This window comes from Streptomyces sp. NPDC127038 (assembly GCF_042725875.1).
Classification (GTDB): Bacteria; Actinomycetota; Actinomycetes; order Streptomycetales; family Streptomycetaceae; genus Streptomyces.
This window is the reverse complement of record NZ_JBHXDQ010000112.1, coordinates 1-17,246: the sequence shown is the minus strand read 5'-3', so window position 1 is coordinate 17,246 and position 17,246 is coordinate 1. Positions and strand designations below refer to the sequence as shown.

Sequence of the window (17,246 nt, the reverse complement as noted above, 5' to 3'; positions counted from 1 at the left end):
CGGGCCCGGAACACCCAGGCCCGCCCCCCCCCACCCCCACCCCCCACCCCCCCCCGACGGCCTGATGCACCGGCACGGCCCCGACCCACCCACCCGCCGGACCCGCGACCGCCGGCCCCGACCACCGCCGCTGTAGCCGTTCTGCGACACAGGCCGGGAACCCCCCGGCCCGGAGCCCCGTCTCGTTCCACGGAACCCACGGGAGGCACACATGCAACGGCGTTCGTTCATCGGCGGCACCACGGCCGTCCTCGCGGCGGCGGCCACGTCCGCGTGCAGCGGCAAGAGCGGCACACACGCCGACGGCAAGGCGAGCACGAGCGCCACGGGCACCGCGAAGGGAACCACCGGCATCCGCACGGCGACCGCCGCCGACAGCGCGGCCGCCAACTGGATCGCGCTGGGCCACCAGCTCGACGGCGCCCTGATCCGCCCCGGCGACCACAGCTGGCCCGCCGCCCACCAGCTGTACAACACCCGCTTCGACAACCTGAAGCCCGCCGCCGTCGCCTACGTCGCCCACGCCGACGACATCCGTACGACCATGGACTACGCCCGCGCCCACGGGGTGAAGGTGTCGATCCGCAACGGCGGCCACTCCTACGCCGGCTGGTCATCCGGCGACGGCCGCCTGATCATCGACGTCTCCAAGCTGAACAAGATCCGCGCCTCGGCGAACGAGGCGGTCGTCGGCGCCGGTTCCAAGCTGATCGACGTCTACCGCGCCCTCGCCGCGAAGGGCGTCACCATCCCCGCCGGTTCCTGCCCCACCGTGGGCGTCTCAGGACTGACCCTGGGCGGCGGCCACGGCGTCGTGTCCCGGGCGTACGGACTGACCTGCGACAGCCTCACCCAGGCGACGCTGATCACCGCCGACGGCAAGCAGCTCACCGCGAACGCGAGCGAGAACAAGGACCTGTTCTGGGCCCTGCGCGGAGCCGGCAACGGCAACTTCGGCGTCGTCACCGAGCTCCGCTTCAAGACCCACCCCGCACCGCAGGGCGTCTCGGCGTACATGACCTGGCCGTGGGCCAAGGCCGCCGCCGTGGTGAAGGCCTGGCAGGAGTGGGGTCCGAGCCAGCCGGACGAGATCTGGTCGTCCTGCCACCTGGCCAAGTCGGCCGGCGGCACGCCCACCGTCTCCATAGCCGCCTTCTCCCTCGGCACCTACGGCGAGCTCCAGAACGCGGTGGACCGGCTGGCCGACCGGATCGGCTCCCCCGCGCGCAGCGTCTCCCTCAAGCGGCGCTCGTACGAGGAGTCGATGGAGGTCTACGCGGGCTGCTCCTCGTTCTCCGCGGACGCCCAGTGCCATCTGCCGGGTTCGACGCCGGGCCGCAGCCCGCAGGGCGACCTCGGCCGCGAGACGTACACTGCCCGCTCGGACTTCTTCGACCGCTCGATACCGGCGGCCGGCATCCAGACGCTCCTGAACCAGATCTCCGCGGTCCGCGGCGGCGCGGGCAGCATCGCGCTCACCGCGCTCGGCGGCGCCGTCAACCGCGTCGCGCCGACCGCCACGGCGTTCGTGCACCGCCGCTCGCGCATGCTCGCGCAGTACATCGTCTCGTGGCCGGCGGCCACCTCCGGCACGACCGCCCAGTCCTGGCTGACGGGTGCTCACAACGCGATGGGCCGGTACGCCTCGGGCGCGGCCTACCAGAACTACACGGACCCGACGCTGACGAACTGGCGCAAGGCGTACTACGGCGACGCGGCCGGCCGCCTGGCGGCCCTCAAGCACCAGTACGACCCGAACCGCTTCTTCTCGTTCCCCCAGGCCCTCTGAGGCCCCTGCCGGCCCGCCGCGGCCTACGCGGCGAGGTCGCGTTCCTCCGTGTGCTCGGCCCGCGCCCCCGGGATCAGGCTCTGCCGCCCGGCGGGCGCGGTGCCGCGCGCCCGGATCAGCCGGCCCGCGCGGGGCGCCGTCTCCACGGCCTTCATGACCGGGGTCAGCAGGGCCATGGCGAGCGGCGACAGCAGCAGGACGACGGCCGTGCCGAGCGCGAACCCGCCGATGACGTCCGTCGGGTAGTGAACGCCCATGAAGACCCGGCAGAACCCTTCGAGCAGCGCGAGCGCGATCCCGGCGAGCCCGAACCTCCGGTTGGCGACGAAGAGTCCGACGCCCATCGCCATGGTGATGGTGGCGTGGTCGCTGACGAAGGAGAAGTCGGTCTTGCCGCCCACGAGGACGTCCAGGCCCTGGTGGTCCACGAAGGGGCGCGGGCGCTGCACGAAGCCCCTTATCGGGATGTTCACCAGGAGCGCGATCCCGGCCGCGAGCGGCGCCCACACGAGTGCGGCCACGGACGAGGCCGCGTCGGCGCCGCCGCTCCGCCGGACGGTCGACCAGCACCACACGACCAGCAGGACCATCGCGAGCAGCAGACCCCACTCGCCGACGAACTCCATGATCCGGTCGGCCCAGTGGGGCGCGTGCTTGGCCAGGCCATTGATGTCGTAGAGCAGGTCGACGTCGGGGTTCGAACCGGATTCGGCGAGTTGCGCCATGGCGCTGCGGCCCCTTCGTCGTCTTTCCCGGCGACCGCGCCCTTTCGCGCGTCGCTCGATCCACCCCCGTGGTTGTAGATCAGTTCTCTACGTCAAAAGGAACGCACGGTCCCCTCCCATACGTTCCACCCTCCACGGAATGATCACTCACACGTTATCGAAGAGAGATATCCCCGCAGATCAGGGGGTGGATTCATACCGAAGTGGGCAATGCTTTCGCGCCATCCTCGGTCACCCGTGTGGCCCCGAAGTAGTCGGGCGTGTCGACGGGGTCGAAGCGGATGACGGCACCCGGCCTGGGGGCGTCGATCATGTATCCGCCGCCCACGTAGATGCCCACGTGCCGAATGGCACGGGAGTTGGTGAGGTCGTCGGAGAAGAAGACCAGGTCCCCCGGCAGGAGTTCGTCGCGCCTGGGATGCGGTCCCGCGTTGTACTGGTCGTTGGCCACCCGCGGCAGGCTCACCCCGACACTGTCGTACGATGCCTTCGTCAGCCCCGAGCAGTCGAACCGTCCGCCCTGGTCAGCCGTGCCGTTGCCGCCCCACAGGTAGGGCGTGCCGAGCTTCCGCTGCGCGTACGTGATGGCGGCCGCGGCCTGCTCGGAGGGGTCGACGCGGGTGACGGGAGCCGCGAAGCTCTTGGACAGCGTGGTGATCGACTTCACGTAGTTCCGGGTCTCCGCGTACGGCGGCACGCCCCCGTACCTGATGACCGCGTCGGAGCCCGCGTTGTAGGCGGCGAGCATGTTGTCGGTGACGTTTCCCGGAACGGTCTTCACATAGGAGGCCAACTGGCAGTCGTACGAGGCGGCCGACGGAATCGCGTCATTCGGGTTCCATACGTCACGGACGCCGTCGCCGTCGCCGTCGACTCCGTGCGTGGCCCAGGTCCCCGGAATGAATTGCGCTATCCCTTCGGCCTTCGCCGGGCTCTTCGCGTTCGGATTGAATCCGCTCTCCTGATACAGCTGGGCGGCGAGCAGCGCGGGATTGATCGCGGGGCAGAGATTGCCCCACTTCTGGACGAGGCTCTGGTACGCGGCCGGCACGGCGCCCTTGGCGAGCCCGACCGAACCGCCGCCGATGCCGCCCGCGAGGTTCCCGGCGACCAGGTAGACGCCGACGACGAGCAGCATCACGAAGCCCATCCCCGCGCCGAGGGCCACGGTCGCCAGGATCCACGCCTTACGCACCGTCAACCGCCCCTCGCCGTCCGGGAGTCCGCCGACGTCAGTGTAGAGGCGGGCACCCCCGCGGAAAGGGTGTCGCGCGCACGCGCGGAGCGGTATGTCCCACCGCGGGGACGCTATCCGGCCAGGGCCGCCACGTGGTACAGCTCCTCGGCCTCGCTGCCGAAGACGGCGCTGTAGGAGACGTCGTCGGTGTCCCCGCCCTGCTCGTGGCCGCCGATGACCCCGACGACCGCCCCGTCCCCGTTCACCCAGGGACTGCCGCTGGTTCCGCCGGCGAAGGCGGGGCACTCGACGCGCTGCTGCGTGCGGCTGTGCGCGGTGGGCTTGTCGGTGCAGGTGATGGGGGTGTCGACGGAGGCGGGGTATCCGGTGACGGTGACGGCGGTGGCCCCGGTGGTGCGGTGGGCGGCGAAGGAGTTCCCGCCGCCGACGGCGTCCTCGACCTCCTGGCCGTCGCGGGTGGCGAGGACGGCGAAGGCGACGTCGCTGTCCTCGTCCTGGTCCTGCTTCCACCCGTCGGGCAGGAAGACGCCCTGGACGTCCCAGTAGCCGTACGGCGCCTTGCCGTCGCGGTAGCCGGGCGCGAAGGACAGCTGCGCCTCCCCGTCGAGGCAGTGTGCGGCGGTGAGGATGAGGTCGCGTCCTCCGCTGTTCACGACGGAGGCGGTGCAGAAGTGCCCGCCCCCGCCCTGGCCGGCGGCGCTCCCGTGGAAGAGCGCGCCCACCCGGACGCTGCGGCTGTTGACGGCGGCCTGGACGGTCACGCCGAAGGGCCCCGGGCCGTCGTCGGCCGAGGCGACGGACGAGGACGTCACCGCCAGCAGCACGAGGGCCGCGCCCAGCAGTGCGGGCCGCCGGGTGTCTGGGAGACGGGTGATGCGGATGCTCTTCATCGCCCCTCACCTTGCCGCAAGCGGGTGAGAAAAACCTCGGACCTGTCCGAGTATCACCTGTGAATGCCGACCCCGCCCGGCCACCGTCACCCGGTCGTACCCATGGACCCGCAGGTCGCGGGGGCTCCGGGCGGTTTTTCGGCCCCGTACGTCCCCCGGGCGCCGGAGCGGGCCCGTGCGGGGCGGGGATACGGTGGCCCCGGACGTCGTCCGCACCGCCCACGAGGACCTGTGAAGGAGTCCGCGATGCCCGCGCCGACCCGGCGGAAGGCCCCGTACCGCGAGGGGCACGACCGTGGCTGAGCCCTCCCCCGGACTCGACTGGGTCCGTGCCGCCCCCGAGGAGGCGACCGGGCCGGGTCCCTGGATCGAGATCGCCTTCGGGGAGGACGATCTGGTCCATCTCCGGGAGACGAGCGATCCCGGGAACGTGGTCACCACCACCCGCAGGAAGTGGGACGCGTTCGTCCTGGGGGTCAGGGCGGGCGAGTTCGACCACTTCGTCGAGGGGCTGGAGGGCACGGGACCCCCGGCGCCCTCCGCGGACCGCTCGTGAGGCCGTGAGGGTCTCCGGGAACCGCCCGTGAGCCGTGAGCTCTCTCCGGAGACCGCTCCCGGGGCCGTTCCCGGGGCCGTGCGGTCATGGGGTGGGCGCGGGCGGCCTCACTCCGGTTCGGCTCCCGTGTACGCCGCCGTGGTCCGGTCCGCCGCGCCCCGGGCGCCGTCCTGCGGCTCACCGGCGGCCACGTTCGCCTCGTACCAGCTCTCGCTGCTGCGCGTGATGAAGTCGCGGCCCTCGTCGGAGCCCATCCAGGCCATGCTGTCCTTCGGCTCCAGGACGCCGCCGGGGGAACCGAGGTGGCCGGCCAGGCCCATCAGGCCGAGATCCCAGCCGACGCCGACCGCGCCGGGGCCGAACTGCGCCCAGCGCTCGCCGTCCACATGGGCGATGTGTTCGAGGTCGAGGCGGGTGCGGCCGCCCTCCGGGGTCACCCGCACCTCGATCCAGCTGACGTCGCCGCCGTACTCCCAGGTCGCGGCGAAGCTCACGGGCGGCTCGCAGCGCTCCACCGTGCCGCCGGCGTTGCCCTCCAGCTGGTAGGTCCCGCCGAGGCGGAGGTCGCCGGAGACGGGCAGGAACCAGCGGGGGATGCGCTCCGCGCGGGTGCAGGCGTCCCAGACGTCCTCGACCGTCGCGTCGTAGGCCTGGCCGAGCTTCACCACGCGGGCCGTCCGCCCCTTGTACTCGCGCGTGCCGACGGTCCGGCTCACGGCGTCGATCTGATGGCTCACGTCGATCACGGTTGCTCCTCCGGAGGTCTTCCCTCGCCGTCGCCCGAGTCCCTCGGGCGCCGCTCCCGGCTCCTCCGCACGGGCTGGGCCCCCGGGGCGTTGCCTATCACGGGCGCACCCGGCCGGATGCGGGGCGCGGCGCCGTCACCAGTGCAATTCCCCTGAACGAGCTGTGAGTTGGGTCAAGCGGCCGTCAGTCTCCCGCCATCCGCGAGCCATGGGCGGGTCACGTGCCCGCCGCGTTCGGCAATGCGGAAGCAAGACTTCCAGAAGCCCCTTGTTGTCGCGTACTCAACAAGGGATGGTCGTCGCGGGCCGCTCGGCCCACCGCCGGGGACACCGAACCGGCGGCGCACCCGCACCGCCCCTGTCCACCACTCCCAGGAGGCTGTACGTTGCGCACCACACTCCCCCAGAGACCTTCCCCCACCCCCGGCGGCCTGCGCCGGGCCGGCGCGGCCGTCTTCGGCGTCGCCGCCCTCGTCCTCGCGGGCCTCGGCGGCGCCGGATCCGCACAGGCGCACACCGCCGCCGCCAAGGTCACCCCCCACGTCAGCTGGACCAGGGCGTGCGCGACGCCCGCGAAGGCCGGCTTCGCCGCCTGCGACACGAAGCGGGTCACCGGCGGCGTCACCGAGTACATGGCGGACAAGGCCTTCGCCAAGGGGGTCGCCCCCGCGGCCGCCACCGCCTCCACCCCGTCCGGCTTCGGGCCGACGGACCTCCAGTCCGCGTACGGCCTGACCTCCGCGGCCTCCTCCAACGGCTCGGGCGAGACCATAGCCATCGTCGACGCCTACAACGACCCCAACGCCGCGGCCGACCTCGCGACCTACCGCTCGTACTACGGCCTGAGCGCGTGCACCGTCGCCAACGGCTGCTTCAAGCAGGTCAGCCAGACCGGCTCGACCACCTCGCTCCCGACGAGCGACAGCGGCTGGGCCGAGGAGATCTCCCTCGACCTCGACATGGCGAGCGCCATCTGCCCCAAGTGCAACATCACCCTCGTCGAGGCCAAGTCCTCCTCGATGGCCAACCTCGGCACCGCCGTGAACGAGGCGGTCACCCTGGGCGCGAAGTACGTCTCCAACAGCTACGGCGGCTCCGAGTCCTCCTCCGACAGCTCGTACGACACCTCGTACTTCAAGCACACCGGTGTCGCCATCACCGTCAGCGCGGGTGACGAGGGCTACGGCGCCGAGTACCCGGCCGCCTCGCAGTACGTCACCGCCGTCGGCGGCACCGCGCTGACCAAGGCGACCTCCACCAGCCGCGGCTGGACCGAGTCGGTCTGGAAGACCAGCAGCACCGAGGGCACGGGATCCGGCTGCTCCTCGTACGACACCAAGCCGAGCTGGCAGACCGACACGGGCTGCACCAAGCGCACCGTCTCCGACGTCTCGGCGGTCGCGGACCCGGCCACCGGCGTGGCGGTGTACGACTCGTACGGCATCACGGCGGGCTGGTACACGTTCGGCGGCACCAGCGCCTCCTCGCCGATCATCGCGGGCGTCTACGCCCTCGGCGGCACGCCGTCCAGCGGCTCCTACCCCGCCAAGTTCCCGTACACGGCGGCCGGCACCTCGGCGCTCAACGACGTGACCTCGGGCAACAACGGCAGCTGCTCCACCAGTTACCTCTGCACCGCGACCACGGGCTACGACGGCCCGACCGGATGGGGCACCCCGGAGGGTGTCACCGCGTTCACCGGCTGACCTCCGGAGTGCGGGCCGTGCCGGGAAACGTGGGGTTCCCTGGCACCACCCGGCGAACGGGCCGCGGCAACCAGCCGCGGCCCGTTCCGCTGTCCGCCGTCCACCCGGGGCGGACCCCGCGACCCGGGGAACACCGGCGCGACGCACCGTCAGGATCCTTCCCGCGCGGCCGCGTCCGTTCGAATCCCGGCGCCGCGCGTGATCCGTAGAAGGGGACAACGACGGAACCACACGACAGGTTTCGCTTCCGCTTCATTGCCCGGCGTGACCAGCCGTGATACACAGAGTGACGATACGACTCGTCGTATACCGCCATACGCCTCCCGAGAGGGTCCCGCGTACGCCGGTGCCAAGGAATTCGCACGAATCCCGCCAACCAATGACGTCAAGTCGACATACGAAGGCGTCATCGTCGGCGAGAATGGGCCCGACCTCTGCGCGCAGTGGCAGGGGGTGCAGAACTACCCACTAGGGGCGGTGACTTACATGCTTTTCGCAGCCGACAAGGGCGACATCAACACAATCATCGGTGGAATCGCCCCGGACTGGGGCCCGTTCGGCAGCCTGGGCAACGAAGCCAAGGTGATGGTCGAGGTGGTGATGGCGGTCGCCATCCTGCTCTGCCTCGGCATCGCGATCTGGGGCGCGGCCAAACAGCGCATCGGCGCGACGGCCCTCCGCGACACCTTCAGCGCGGAACAGGGCAAGGGCCTCATCATCGCCGGGCTCACGGGCGTCTTCATCATCGGTTCCCTCGGCACGCTCTTCACCATCGTGTACGGCATGGCCGTGTAGCCCGGCCGGGCCGCGCCCACCCGGCGCAGCGTCAGTACCCGGCCGGGCGCGCCCGGATCCTCGCTCCACCGACCCATCCGTCCGTCGTGCCCACCGGCTGAGGTTGCAACTCCCTGATGTCCAGTCACCACACCGCGCCCGCGCGGGAACCAGCACGGCTACCGTCGTACTACATGGTTCAGCGAGAGGTTGAGGGGGCGTACGCGGCATGAGTCTCGGTGACGAACCCGGGTACGGGGACGGCCCGCGCGGCGACGACGGGGGGTACGGCGGCTCCGGCCAGACCCGCACCCGCCTGCCCGACCGTCCCGGAGACGTCTACGGCGGCGCGCGGCGCGGACGCGGGTCGTCCTCACGGAGCCTGGTCACGGTGGTCGGCGTGGTCGTCCTGCTCATCGCCGCGATCGCCTTCGCGAACCGCGGCGACAACACGGACGCCTCCGGCGGGGGGAGCGGCGACAAGGCGAGAACGTCTCCCACGGCGCCCTCCGGCAACCACCCGGTGACGACGAAGACCACGGGCATCCCCTCGGGCTTCCCGCACACACGAGAGGGAGCGGAGTCCGCTGCGGCGAACTATGCGGTGGCGCTGGGCTCCACGGGCATGTTCAACACGGCCACGCGGCACGGCATCGTCAGAGCGATCTACACAACCGCCGCCGTCGACCGACTCCAGGGTCCGATGGACCAGGCGTACTCGACCGACTTCCTGAGCAGGCTCGGACTCGATGCGAACGGCAACGCGCCGTCGGGCGACACCTTCGTCTCACGCACGGTCCCGGTCGGCACCAAGGTCGGACACTTCGACGCGTCCGGCGCCAAGATCTCGGTCTGGTACATGGGCCTCATCGGGATGTCCGGCCAGACGTCGACCGACCCGGTCAGTTCGACCTGGAAGACCTGGACCTTCGAGCTCCGGTGGGACAACGGGGACTGGAAGATCGTGGCGGACTCCCAGACGGACGGCCCCGCGCCGGTCCCCGGCGACGACAAAGCCGCCACCTCCGACGAGATCAGCAAGGCCATCGAGGAGTACGGAGGGTTCACGTATGCCCGGTAGCCGAAGCAGTGTCCTCAAGCTCACGGCCGTCGTCACCGCCGTACAGAGCGCCGCCGTCCTGCTCGCCACCCGTGCCGTGGCGGCACCCAGCCCGACGCCGTCGCCCTCCAAGGACTCGTGCCATCTCCTGATCGGCCCCGCCAAGCAATACTGCGAGAGCGGTACCAAAGGCTCCGGGAAGTCCGGGCTGAGCACCGATCCCGGGGTCGGGTCCACCCTGGACCCCCTCTCCTCGCTGGCCAAGGGCTGTGCCGACGCCGCCTCCTGGACCATCGACAAACTCTCCGCCGCCGTGAACGAGACCGCCAACGTCGACTTCACGAACTCCAAGTTCCTCCAGCAGTACGCCGTCGTCTTCGCGGCGTCCACGATCCTGACCCTGCTCCTGTGGCTGCTCGCCGTCGCCAAGCGGGCCGTGCGAGGCGTCCCCCTCGGCACCGCCCTGTCCGAGGCGATCGGCTTCCTCTGGCTGACCGTGCTGGCCTCGGCTTTCACCCCGCTGATCCTCTACACCGTCGTCTCGGCGACGGACGGCGTCACGGAAGTGCTCGCCAAGACGACCGGCAACCAGACGGACACCTTCTTCGGCACGTTCTCCGGCGCCCTGAACAAGGGCAGCAACATCGGCGGCGGCCCCATCATGCTGATCGTCGTCTCGATGGTCTCGATCCTTGCCGCCGGCATCCTCTGGCTGGAGCTGGTCATCCGCGCCGCGCTCCTCTACGTCGGCGCCCTCCTCGGCACCGTCGTCTACGCCGGCCTCGTCGACAAGAACCTGTGGGGCCACGTCCGCCGCTGGGCGGGCATCATGATCGCGGTCATCCTCGTCAAACCGGTCATCGTGATCGTGCTGGGCCTCGCCGGCGCCCTGTCGACCTCCGACAACGGCCCCGACTCCTTCTCCGCCGTCGTCTCCGGGCTCGCCATCATCCTGCTCGCCATCTTCGCCAGCGCGATGATCTACCGCTTCGTCCCCGGCTTCGGCGACGAGATCGCCGGCTCCCGCAACAACCGCATCATGCAAGGCGCCGAGGGCAAGGCCGCCGCCGTGATCAGCTCGCCGGCCACCCTGGTCGCGCAGGGCATCAAGACGCACAGCACCCGCGCCGACAACAACGGTGGCGGCGGAGGCGGCAACAGCCAGCCCCGGCCCGCCAACCCCGCGTCCGGCGGCGTGGCCGCACACAGCAGCCGCACCCCGAACGGAGGCGGCGGATCTGTCCCCTCCGCCGCACCACCGCCGCGCAGCAGCCCGGTCAACACCCCGCACGCAGGCAACACCCGCAACAGCAACCGCACGGGAGGTGAAGGGCGTTGACGACCGAGTCCCACCTGTCCCATCCGGTCACGCCCCGCCGTACATATCTGATCGGCCGCGCCCGGCCGAACGCGATCGTCGGCCGGAACCGCGAGTCCGGCGAGATCGCGCTCATCATCGGCGGCGCGTTCCTCGGCATGATGTGCGGCCTGCTCGTCCCGGTGCTCTCCCTGCGCATCGTGCTGCTGATGGGCTTCCCGCTGCTCGCGCTCGCCGCGGTCTACGTCCCGTACAAGCGGCGCACGTTCTACAAGTGGTTCGAGATCAACCGCAGTTACAAGCGGAGCCTGCGGCAGGGCACGGCCTATCGCAACCAGGTGATGGAGGCCGGAACCCGCTTCGACGGCCGGGAGGTCGAGATCGGACCGCCGCCCGGCATCGGGCGCATCTCCTGGCTCGCCGCCCCGTTCGGCCCCGACGAGATCGCCGTGCTGCTGCACGCCGACCGGCGGACCGTCACGGCCGCCATCGAGATCGAGGGACCCGGCGTCGGACTGCGGGACAGCGAGGACCAGGAGGCCCTCGTCGACCGCTTCGGCACGCTGCTCAAGCACGTGGCGAACGGCGACGGCTTCGTCACCCGCCTCCAGATGCTGGCCCGCACCCTGCCCGCCGACCCGGACGCCCACGCCAAGGACGTCTCCCAGCGCGGCGACGACCGCGCCCCCGGCTGGCTCCAGCAGTCGTACGACCAGCTCCAGTCCATGGTGTCCACCAGCAGCGAGCAGCACCGCGCCTATCTCGTCGCCTGCATGCACTACTCGCGCGAACTGGCCGCCGAGGGACAGGCCATGGCCCGCGCGGCACGGCCCCAGGGCGGCCGCAAGGTCGACCGGGACGCCGGGCTCGCCGTCGTCATGGCCCGCGAGCTCACCGACATCTGCTCCCGGCTCCAGGAAGCCGACATCCGCGTACGGCAGCCGCTCGGCCAGGGCCGGCTCGCCTCCCTCGTGCACTCGATGTACGACCCCGACCACCCGATCGACCACATCCAGGCGATGACCAGGCGCAACGCCTGGCCGGCCGAACTGGACGCCATGGAGCCCACATACCTCCAGGCGAAGACCCGTGAGTCCTCCACCCGCGCCCCGTGGTGCCACGCCACGGCCTGGGTGAAGGAATGGCCGATGACCCCGGTCGGCGTCAACTTCCTCGCCCCGCTCCTCGTCCACACCCCCGACGTCATCCGCACGGTCGCCGTGACCATGGACCTCGAACCCACCGAGATCGCCATCGAGCGCATGCTGACCGAGAAGACCAACGACGAGGCCGAGGCCAGCCGCGCCGCCAAGATGAACCGCACCGTCGACCCGCGCGACATCGCCTCGCACAACCGTCTCGACCAACGCGGCGAGGACCTGGCGAGCGGCGCCGCGGGCGTCAACCTCGTCGGCTACATCACCGTCTCCTCCCGCAACCCCGAGGCCCTCGCCCGCGACAAGCGCACCATCCGCGCCTCGGCCGGCAAGTCGTACCTGAAGCTGGAGTGGTGCGACCGCGAGCACCACCGCGCCTTCGTCAACACACTGCCGTTCGCCACCGGAATCCGCAGGTAGGGGCTGATGCACTGATGCGGGATCCGCTGTCCGCCGCGACCGACGCCTTCACGTCCTTCCTCTTCGGCAAGGTCGAGACGACCCGCCTGCCCGTACGCACCTCCACGGGCCAGGCGCAGGCGGTCTACCTGCCGACCGCCGCACCGGGTCTGGGCGACTCGGGCGTCATCATCGGCCGCGAGGTGTACTCCGGCAAGGGCTACATCTACGACCCCTTCCAGCTGTACGGGCAGCAGCTCCCCGCCCCGCACTGGCTGGTCCTCGGCGAGTCCGGCAACGGCAAGTCGGCCCTGGAGAAGACGTACGTCCTGCGGCAGCTGCGCTTCCGCGACCGCCAGGTCGTCGTCCTCGACGCCCAGGGCGAGGACGGCGTCGGCGAATGGAACCTCATCGCGGAGGAGCTGGGGATAACTCCCATCCGGCTCGACCCGACGGCCGCCCTGGACATGGGCATCCGGCTCAACCCGCTCGACCCCTCGATCACGACGACGGGCCAGCTCGCCCTGCTGCGCACCATCATCGAGGTCGCGATGGGCCACGGCCTCGACGAGCGGTCCGGCTTCGCCCTGAAGGTCGCCCACGCCTACGTCAACGAGACGATCGTCGAGCGCCAGCCGGTGCTCACCGACATCGTCGAGCAACTGCGCCACCCCGAACCGGAGTCCGCCGAGGCGATGAACGTCGCCATAGACGACGTACGGGCCTGGGGTCTGGACGTGGCCCTGGTCCTGGACCGGCTCGTCGACGGTGACCTGCGGGGCATGTTCGACGGCCCGACGACGGTCGGCATCGACCTGGACGCCCCGCTCATCGTCTTCGACCTGTCGCACATCGACCGCAACTCCATCGCCATGCCCATCCTGATGGCGATCGTCGGTGTGTGGCTGGAGCACACCTGGATCCGGCCCGACCGCAAGAAGCGCATCTTCCTGGTGGAGGAGGCGTGGCACATCATCAACAGCCCGTTCGTGGCCCAGCTGTTCCAGCGGCTGCTCAAGTTCGGGCGCCGCCTCGGCCTGTCCTTCGTGGCGGTGGTCCACCATCTCTCGGACGTCGTCGACGGAGCGGCGGCCAAGGAGGCCGCCGCGATCCTGAAGATGGCCTCGACCCGGACCATCTACGCGCAGAAGGCGGACGAGGCCCGGTCCACGGGCCGGGTCCTCGGCCTGCCCCGCTGGGCGGTGGAGATCATCCCGACGCTGACCCCGGGCATCGCCGTCTGGGACGTCAACGGGAACGTCCAGGTGGTCAAGCACCTCATCACCGAGACGGAACGCCCGCTGGTGTTCACCGACCGCGCGATGACGGAGTCGTCCGCCGACCTCGCCGCCGACGACGCCCTGCGCGCCGCCGAACTGGAGGCCGAGGAAAGAGCGGCGGCCTTCATGGAGCAACATCTCAGCGACATCGACGGCTCCGCCGAGTCCACGGTGGCCTGAGATGAGCCAGTACCCCGACCGGCACGAGGATCGGCACGGCCCCCGGCACGAGGGGCCGGGCGGCATCCCCGACGGCCTGCTCATCGGGGTGCTGGGCTTCCTCCTCGGCATGACCCTGATGGTGTGGACGGCGACGGGCCTCGCGGGCTGGTTCTCCCGCGGCGCCTGGCCGGACGCGATCACCTTCACCCGTACGCCCGTGGCCATGCGGCATCTGATCGGCGCCCCGCACGACATCGCGGGCGCCTGGCCCGACACCCCGGCCTCCCAGTTGTCGGGCTACGGCCTCTTCTGGGGGCTGTTCATCGGGCAGTTGATGGTGCTGCTGGTCCTCGCCGTGTTCGTGATGGGCACGGTGGCCCGGTGGCGGGCGGGACGGGCACGGAGCCGGGCGGCGGCCAGAGCGGCGAAGGCGACCGGGACGACAGGTGCGTCAGGGGTGTCAGGGGTATCCGGGGTATCTGAGGTGCCGGGGGCTTCCGTGGCCTCCGCCGAGGCGCCCGACCTCGTGGTGCCTCCGGCCAGGACGGAACGGCGGCCACTGCCCACACAGCCCCTGGAGACGGCCCCCAGGGCGGCCGAGGGCGGCTGGGAGGCCGTCGCCGCCCCCGAGGCCGCGGCCGTCCGTACCGCGGGAGCCCCAGGCCCCGCCGGCGCCCCAGGAGCCGCCGAGACCCACGGTTTCACCGGTGCCGCCTCCGCCCTCACCGGGACTCCCGGGCTCACCGGGGCCACTTCCGGGCTCACGGGGGCCGCGTCCTCCGGGGTCTCGGGTCCCGGCACCGCACCGCGGCGGGAGCCCGCCTGGACGGCCCCGCACGCGGTCGTCCTCGCCCCCGCGGAGACCCGCCACCTCACCGCGGCCCAGGCGGTGCGCGACGCCGAGGGCCCGGCCCTGGTCGTCACCTCCGACCCCCGCACCTGGGCGGCCACAAAGGACGCGCGCGCCAAACTGGGGCCCGTCCTCCTCTACGACCCGTCCCACCTCTGCGACACCCCGGCCCGGCTGCACTGGTCTCCCACGGCCGGCTGCGAGGACAGGGACACGGCCGCGGCCCGGGCGGCCGCGCTCCTCGCCCCGGTGCGCCCCTCGGCCAGGGCGGACCAGCCGATGGCCGATGTCGCGGAGACCCTGATGCGCTGCTATCTGCACGCCGCCGCGGTGGAGGGCAAGGCCTTCCGCCATGTCCACCGCTGGGCCCAGGGCTCTCAGGTGCAGGACGCCGTACGGGCCCTGCGGACGCATCCCAGGGCCGCTTCCGGTGCCGCGGGCGAGCTGGAGGCCGCGCTCGTCTCCCACCCCGAACGCCGGGACATCGCCCAGGAGCTGACGGCACGTGCGCTGTCCTCGCTCGCGACCGTCAACATCCGGGAGTCCTGCACTCCGAACCGAAATGACAGCCTCGCCTTGGATTCCTTCGTCAATGAAGGGGGCACTCTTTATATGATCGGTGAACCCCTCGAGGACCCCAAGGCCGGCCCCGGCGCCATGCCCCTCTTGACGGCCCTCGCCTCAAGCGTGGTCGAGCGTGGCCGGCGCATGGCCGAACGGTCATCCTCCGGTCGGCTCGACCCACCATTCACGCTCGTCCTGGACGACATCGCGGCCGTGGCCCCGCTCCCGCAGCTCCCCGAGCTGCTGACCACGGGCCCGGCCCGCGGTCTGCCGACGGTGGCCCTTCTGCGCTCCCGTGAGCAACTCCGCTCGCGCTGGCCGCAGTACGAGCTTCCGGTCTGAGCCGGCGAGGCGTACGGGGGCGATCCCTCAGCCCGGGGTGATGACGAACTCCAGCTCCAGCTCACCGGTGCCGCCCGGCATCGGCGTGGTCTCCCCGGTGGGCACGAAGCCGCTCTTCCGGTAGAACGCCTCGGCGCGGCCGTTCTTCTCGTGCACGAACAGCCGGACCCGCTCCAGGCCCGACTCCCAGGACCAGGCGAGAGCGGCGTCGAAGAGCGCCCGGGTCACCCCGGCCTCGCTCCCCCGGTACTCGGGCCGTACGTAGACCCCCACCAGGTGCCCCTGCGTGCACGCGGGCAGTTCCCCGAACGCGTCGGGCACCCCGGCCGGTTCGACCAGCACGGTCACGGAACCGGCCCACACCCCGTCCTCGCCCACGGCCACGATCTGCTGCCGCGCGGTGGCACCGGCGGCCGCCCCGGCCGTCCGGTCCTGCCAGAAGCCGTCGGGCTCGGCGACCGCGTTCTCGTACGTCTCCAGGAAAGCCAGGTGGGCGACGGGGTCCCGCAGGGCGTCGAGCCGCAGCTCCTTCACCTGCCGCCACTCGTCGGAACGTATGGAACGGATCTCGTATGCCCTGGAGTTCATGGCCGTCACCGTAGTACGCGGGTGCGGCCCGGCTCATCCGAAATCCACCCTGCCGATCACCACGGGCCCGGCCACCGTCATGCTCTTCCCTGTACGGCGTTGTCAGCCGGCCGATCCGATCACGCGCAAGCTCGCCAGGGAGAACACCGCATGGCCAAAGTCCAACTAGAGGAACTCCGCGACGTCATCCATCCCACGGGCAAGCTGGACAGCCGCGCCGAGCACTGGGCCGGCCGCCTCTACATGAGGTCCCTCTCCCTGCGCGTGACCCGCCATCTCGTCGACACCCGTATCTCGCCGAACCAGATCACCGTGATCATGGTCTTCGCGGGGATGCTCTCGGGAGTCGCGCTGATCCTGCCGGGCCTCGGTGGAGCCGTGCTCTCCGTCGTCTTCATGCAGCTGTATCTGCTGCTCGACTGCGTGGACGGCGAAGTGGCCCGCTGGCGGCGCCAGTTCAGCCCGCTCGGCGTCTATCTGGACCGTCTCGGCGCGTATCTCGCCGACGCGGCCGTGATGGTGGGCATGGGCATCCGCGCCGCTCAACTGGGCCTGAACCTCTATCTGGTGGCCGGTCTGGCCGCGGCGGTCGGCGTTCTGCTCCTGAAGTCGTCCTCCGACCTCGTGCACGTGGCCCGCTCCGACAGCGGCATGGAGAAGGCGACGGACGCCGCCGTCGTGCCGCGCTCCAGCGGTCTCGCGAACGTCCGCCGGCTCGCCTCGGCCGTCGGCCTCCACCGCCTGGTCAACGGGATCGAGTGCACGATCCTGCTGCTCGGCACCGCCGTGGTGGATCTGGCGCTCGGCGACCTGACGGCCACGCGGATCGCGACGGTCGCCGTGACGGCGATCGTGTGGCTGCTGGTGCCGGCGCACGTCGTCTCGATCGTCGCTTCGTCCCGCCTGAAGTAACCGCACCACGCAAAAGAAAAAGGGGGCGGTCTCCTCGTGGAGACCGCCCCCTTTCGCACTCCTGGAAATGCAGCATGCTCGTCGGCCGGGAAATGACCCCTGAACGCAGAAAACCCCCGTACCGGTATCCCCGGCACGGGGGTTTTCACAAAATTTGTTCGGCGGCGTCCTACTCTCCCACAGGGTCCCCCCTGCAGTACCATCGGCGCTGTGAGGCTTAGCTTCCGGGT

Annotated in this window: 15 protein-coding genes; 10 read left to right on the top strand and 5 right to left on the bottom strand. The window is 71.1% G+C overall.

Annotated features, from left to right (window positions below; all coding sequences use genetic code 11):
* Positions 1 to 211: 211 nt before the first annotated feature.
* Positions 212 to 1,789, top strand: a complete 1,578-nt coding sequence (locus ACFWI4_RS40125; RefSeq protein ID WP_387206501.1) for an FAD-binding oxidoreductase — start codon at positions 212 to 214, stop codon at positions 1,787 to 1,789.
* A 23-nt stretch (positions 1,790 to 1,812) separates the two neighbouring features.
* Here the strand turns inward: ACFWI4_RS40125 and ACFWI4_RS40120 are convergent, their stop codons facing one another.
* The 3 genes from ACFWI4_RS40120 to ACFWI4_RS40110 form a co-directional block, all read right to left on the bottom strand.
* Positions 1,813 to 2,514: a phosphatase PAP2 family protein gene (locus ACFWI4_RS40120; RefSeq protein ID WP_387206498.1), complete on the bottom strand. Its 702-nt coding sequence runs from the start codon at positions 2,512 to 2,514 to the stop codon at positions 1,813 to 1,815.
* A gap of 193 nt (positions 2,515 to 2,707) precedes the next feature.
* Positions 2,708 to 3,715 (bottom strand): NlpC/P60 family protein, encoded by a 1,008-nt coding sequence (locus ACFWI4_RS40115; protein WP_387206496.1) that lies wholly within the window; start codon positions 3,713 to 3,715, stop codon positions 2,708 to 2,710.
* 107 nt (positions 3,716 to 3,822) lie between these two features.
* On the bottom strand, positions 3,823 to 4,602 hold the full coding sequence (locus tag ACFWI4_RS40110; RefSeq protein ID WP_387206494.1) for a trypsin-like serine peptidase: 780 nt from the start codon (positions 4,600 to 4,602) through the stop codon (positions 3,823 to 3,825).
* A 295-nt stretch (positions 4,603 to 4,897) separates the two neighbouring features.
* Here ACFWI4_RS40110 and ACFWI4_RS40105 point away from each other — a divergent pair, with 295 nt between their 5' ends.
* Positions 4,898 to 5,158, top strand: a complete 261-nt coding sequence (locus tag ACFWI4_RS40105) for a DUF397 domain-containing protein (protein WP_387206492.1) — start codon at positions 4,898 to 4,900, stop codon at positions 5,156 to 5,158.
* 107 nt (positions 5,159 to 5,265) lie between these two features.
* Here the strand turns inward: ACFWI4_RS40105 and ACFWI4_RS40100 are convergent, their stop codons facing one another.
* Entirely contained in the window at positions 5,266 to 5,904 is a 639-nt protein-coding gene (locus ACFWI4_RS40100) for an SRPBCC family protein (RefSeq protein ID WP_387206490.1), read from the bottom strand.
* Positions 5,905 to 6,290: 386 nt separating this feature from the next.
* Here ACFWI4_RS40100 and ACFWI4_RS40095 point away from each other — a divergent pair, with 386 nt between their 5' ends.
* The 7 genes from ACFWI4_RS40095 (at position 6,291) to ACFWI4_RS40065 (ending at position 15,516) form a co-directional block, all read left to right on the top strand.
* Positions 6,291 to 7,610, top strand: a complete 1,320-nt coding sequence (locus tag ACFWI4_RS40095) for a peptidase S8 (protein WP_387206488.1) — start codon at positions 6,291 to 6,293, stop codon at positions 7,608 to 7,610.
* 486 nt (positions 7,611 to 8,096) lie between these two features.
* A complete protein-coding gene (locus ACFWI4_RS40090) occupies positions 8,097 to 8,405 on the top strand; it encodes a hypothetical protein (protein ID WP_037622434.1) in 309 nt (102 codons plus the stop codon).
* A 208-nt stretch (positions 8,406 to 8,613) separates the two neighbouring features.
* On the top strand, positions 8,614 to 9,465 hold the full coding sequence (locus ACFWI4_RS40085; protein ID WP_387206485.1) for a hypothetical protein: 852 nt from the start codon (positions 8,614 to 8,616) through the stop codon (positions 9,463 to 9,465).
* Entirely contained in the window at positions 9,455 to 10,783 is a 1,329-nt protein-coding gene (locus tag ACFWI4_RS40080) for a hypothetical protein (RefSeq protein WP_387206483.1), read from the top strand. The genes ACFWI4_RS40085 and ACFWI4_RS40080 overlap by 11 nt, the downstream gene beginning before the upstream one ends.
* On the top strand, positions 10,780 to 12,339 hold the full coding sequence (locus ACFWI4_RS40075; RefSeq protein WP_385399732.1) for an SCO6880 family protein: 1,560 nt from the start codon (positions 10,780 to 10,782) through the stop codon (positions 12,337 to 12,339). Before ACFWI4_RS40080 ends, ACFWI4_RS40075 begins: the two co-directional genes overlap by 4 nt.
* Positions 12,340 to 12,353: 14 nt before the next feature.
* Positions 12,354 to 13,778: an ATP-binding protein gene (locus tag ACFWI4_RS40070; protein WP_385399735.1), complete on the top strand. Its 1,425-nt coding sequence runs from the start codon at positions 12,354 to 12,356 to the stop codon at positions 13,776 to 13,778.
* A gap of 1 nt (position 13,779) precedes the next feature.
* Positions 13,780 to 15,516 (top strand): type IV secretory system conjugative DNA transfer family protein, encoded by a 1,737-nt coding sequence (locus tag ACFWI4_RS40065; RefSeq protein WP_387206480.1) that lies wholly within the window; start codon positions 13,780 to 13,782, stop codon positions 15,514 to 15,516.
* 27 nt (positions 15,517 to 15,543) lie between these two features.
* On the opposite strand, the gene ACFWI4_RS40060 is transcribed toward ACFWI4_RS40065, so the two are convergent.
* Positions 15,544 to 16,104 carry a GNAT family N-acetyltransferase gene (locus ACFWI4_RS40060; RefSeq protein WP_387206478.1) on the bottom strand — a complete coding sequence of 187 codons (561 nt, stop codon included), beginning with the start codon at positions 16,102 to 16,104 and terminating at the stop codon, positions 15,544 to 15,546.
* 150 nt (positions 16,105 to 16,254) lie between these two features.
* Here ACFWI4_RS40060 and ACFWI4_RS40055 point away from each other — a divergent pair, with 150 nt between their 5' ends.
* Entirely contained in the window at positions 16,255 to 17,016 is a 762-nt protein-coding gene (locus ACFWI4_RS40055) for a CDP-alcohol phosphatidyltransferase family protein (protein WP_387206476.1), read from the top strand.
* Positions 17,017 to 17,246: the final 230 nt, after the last annotated feature.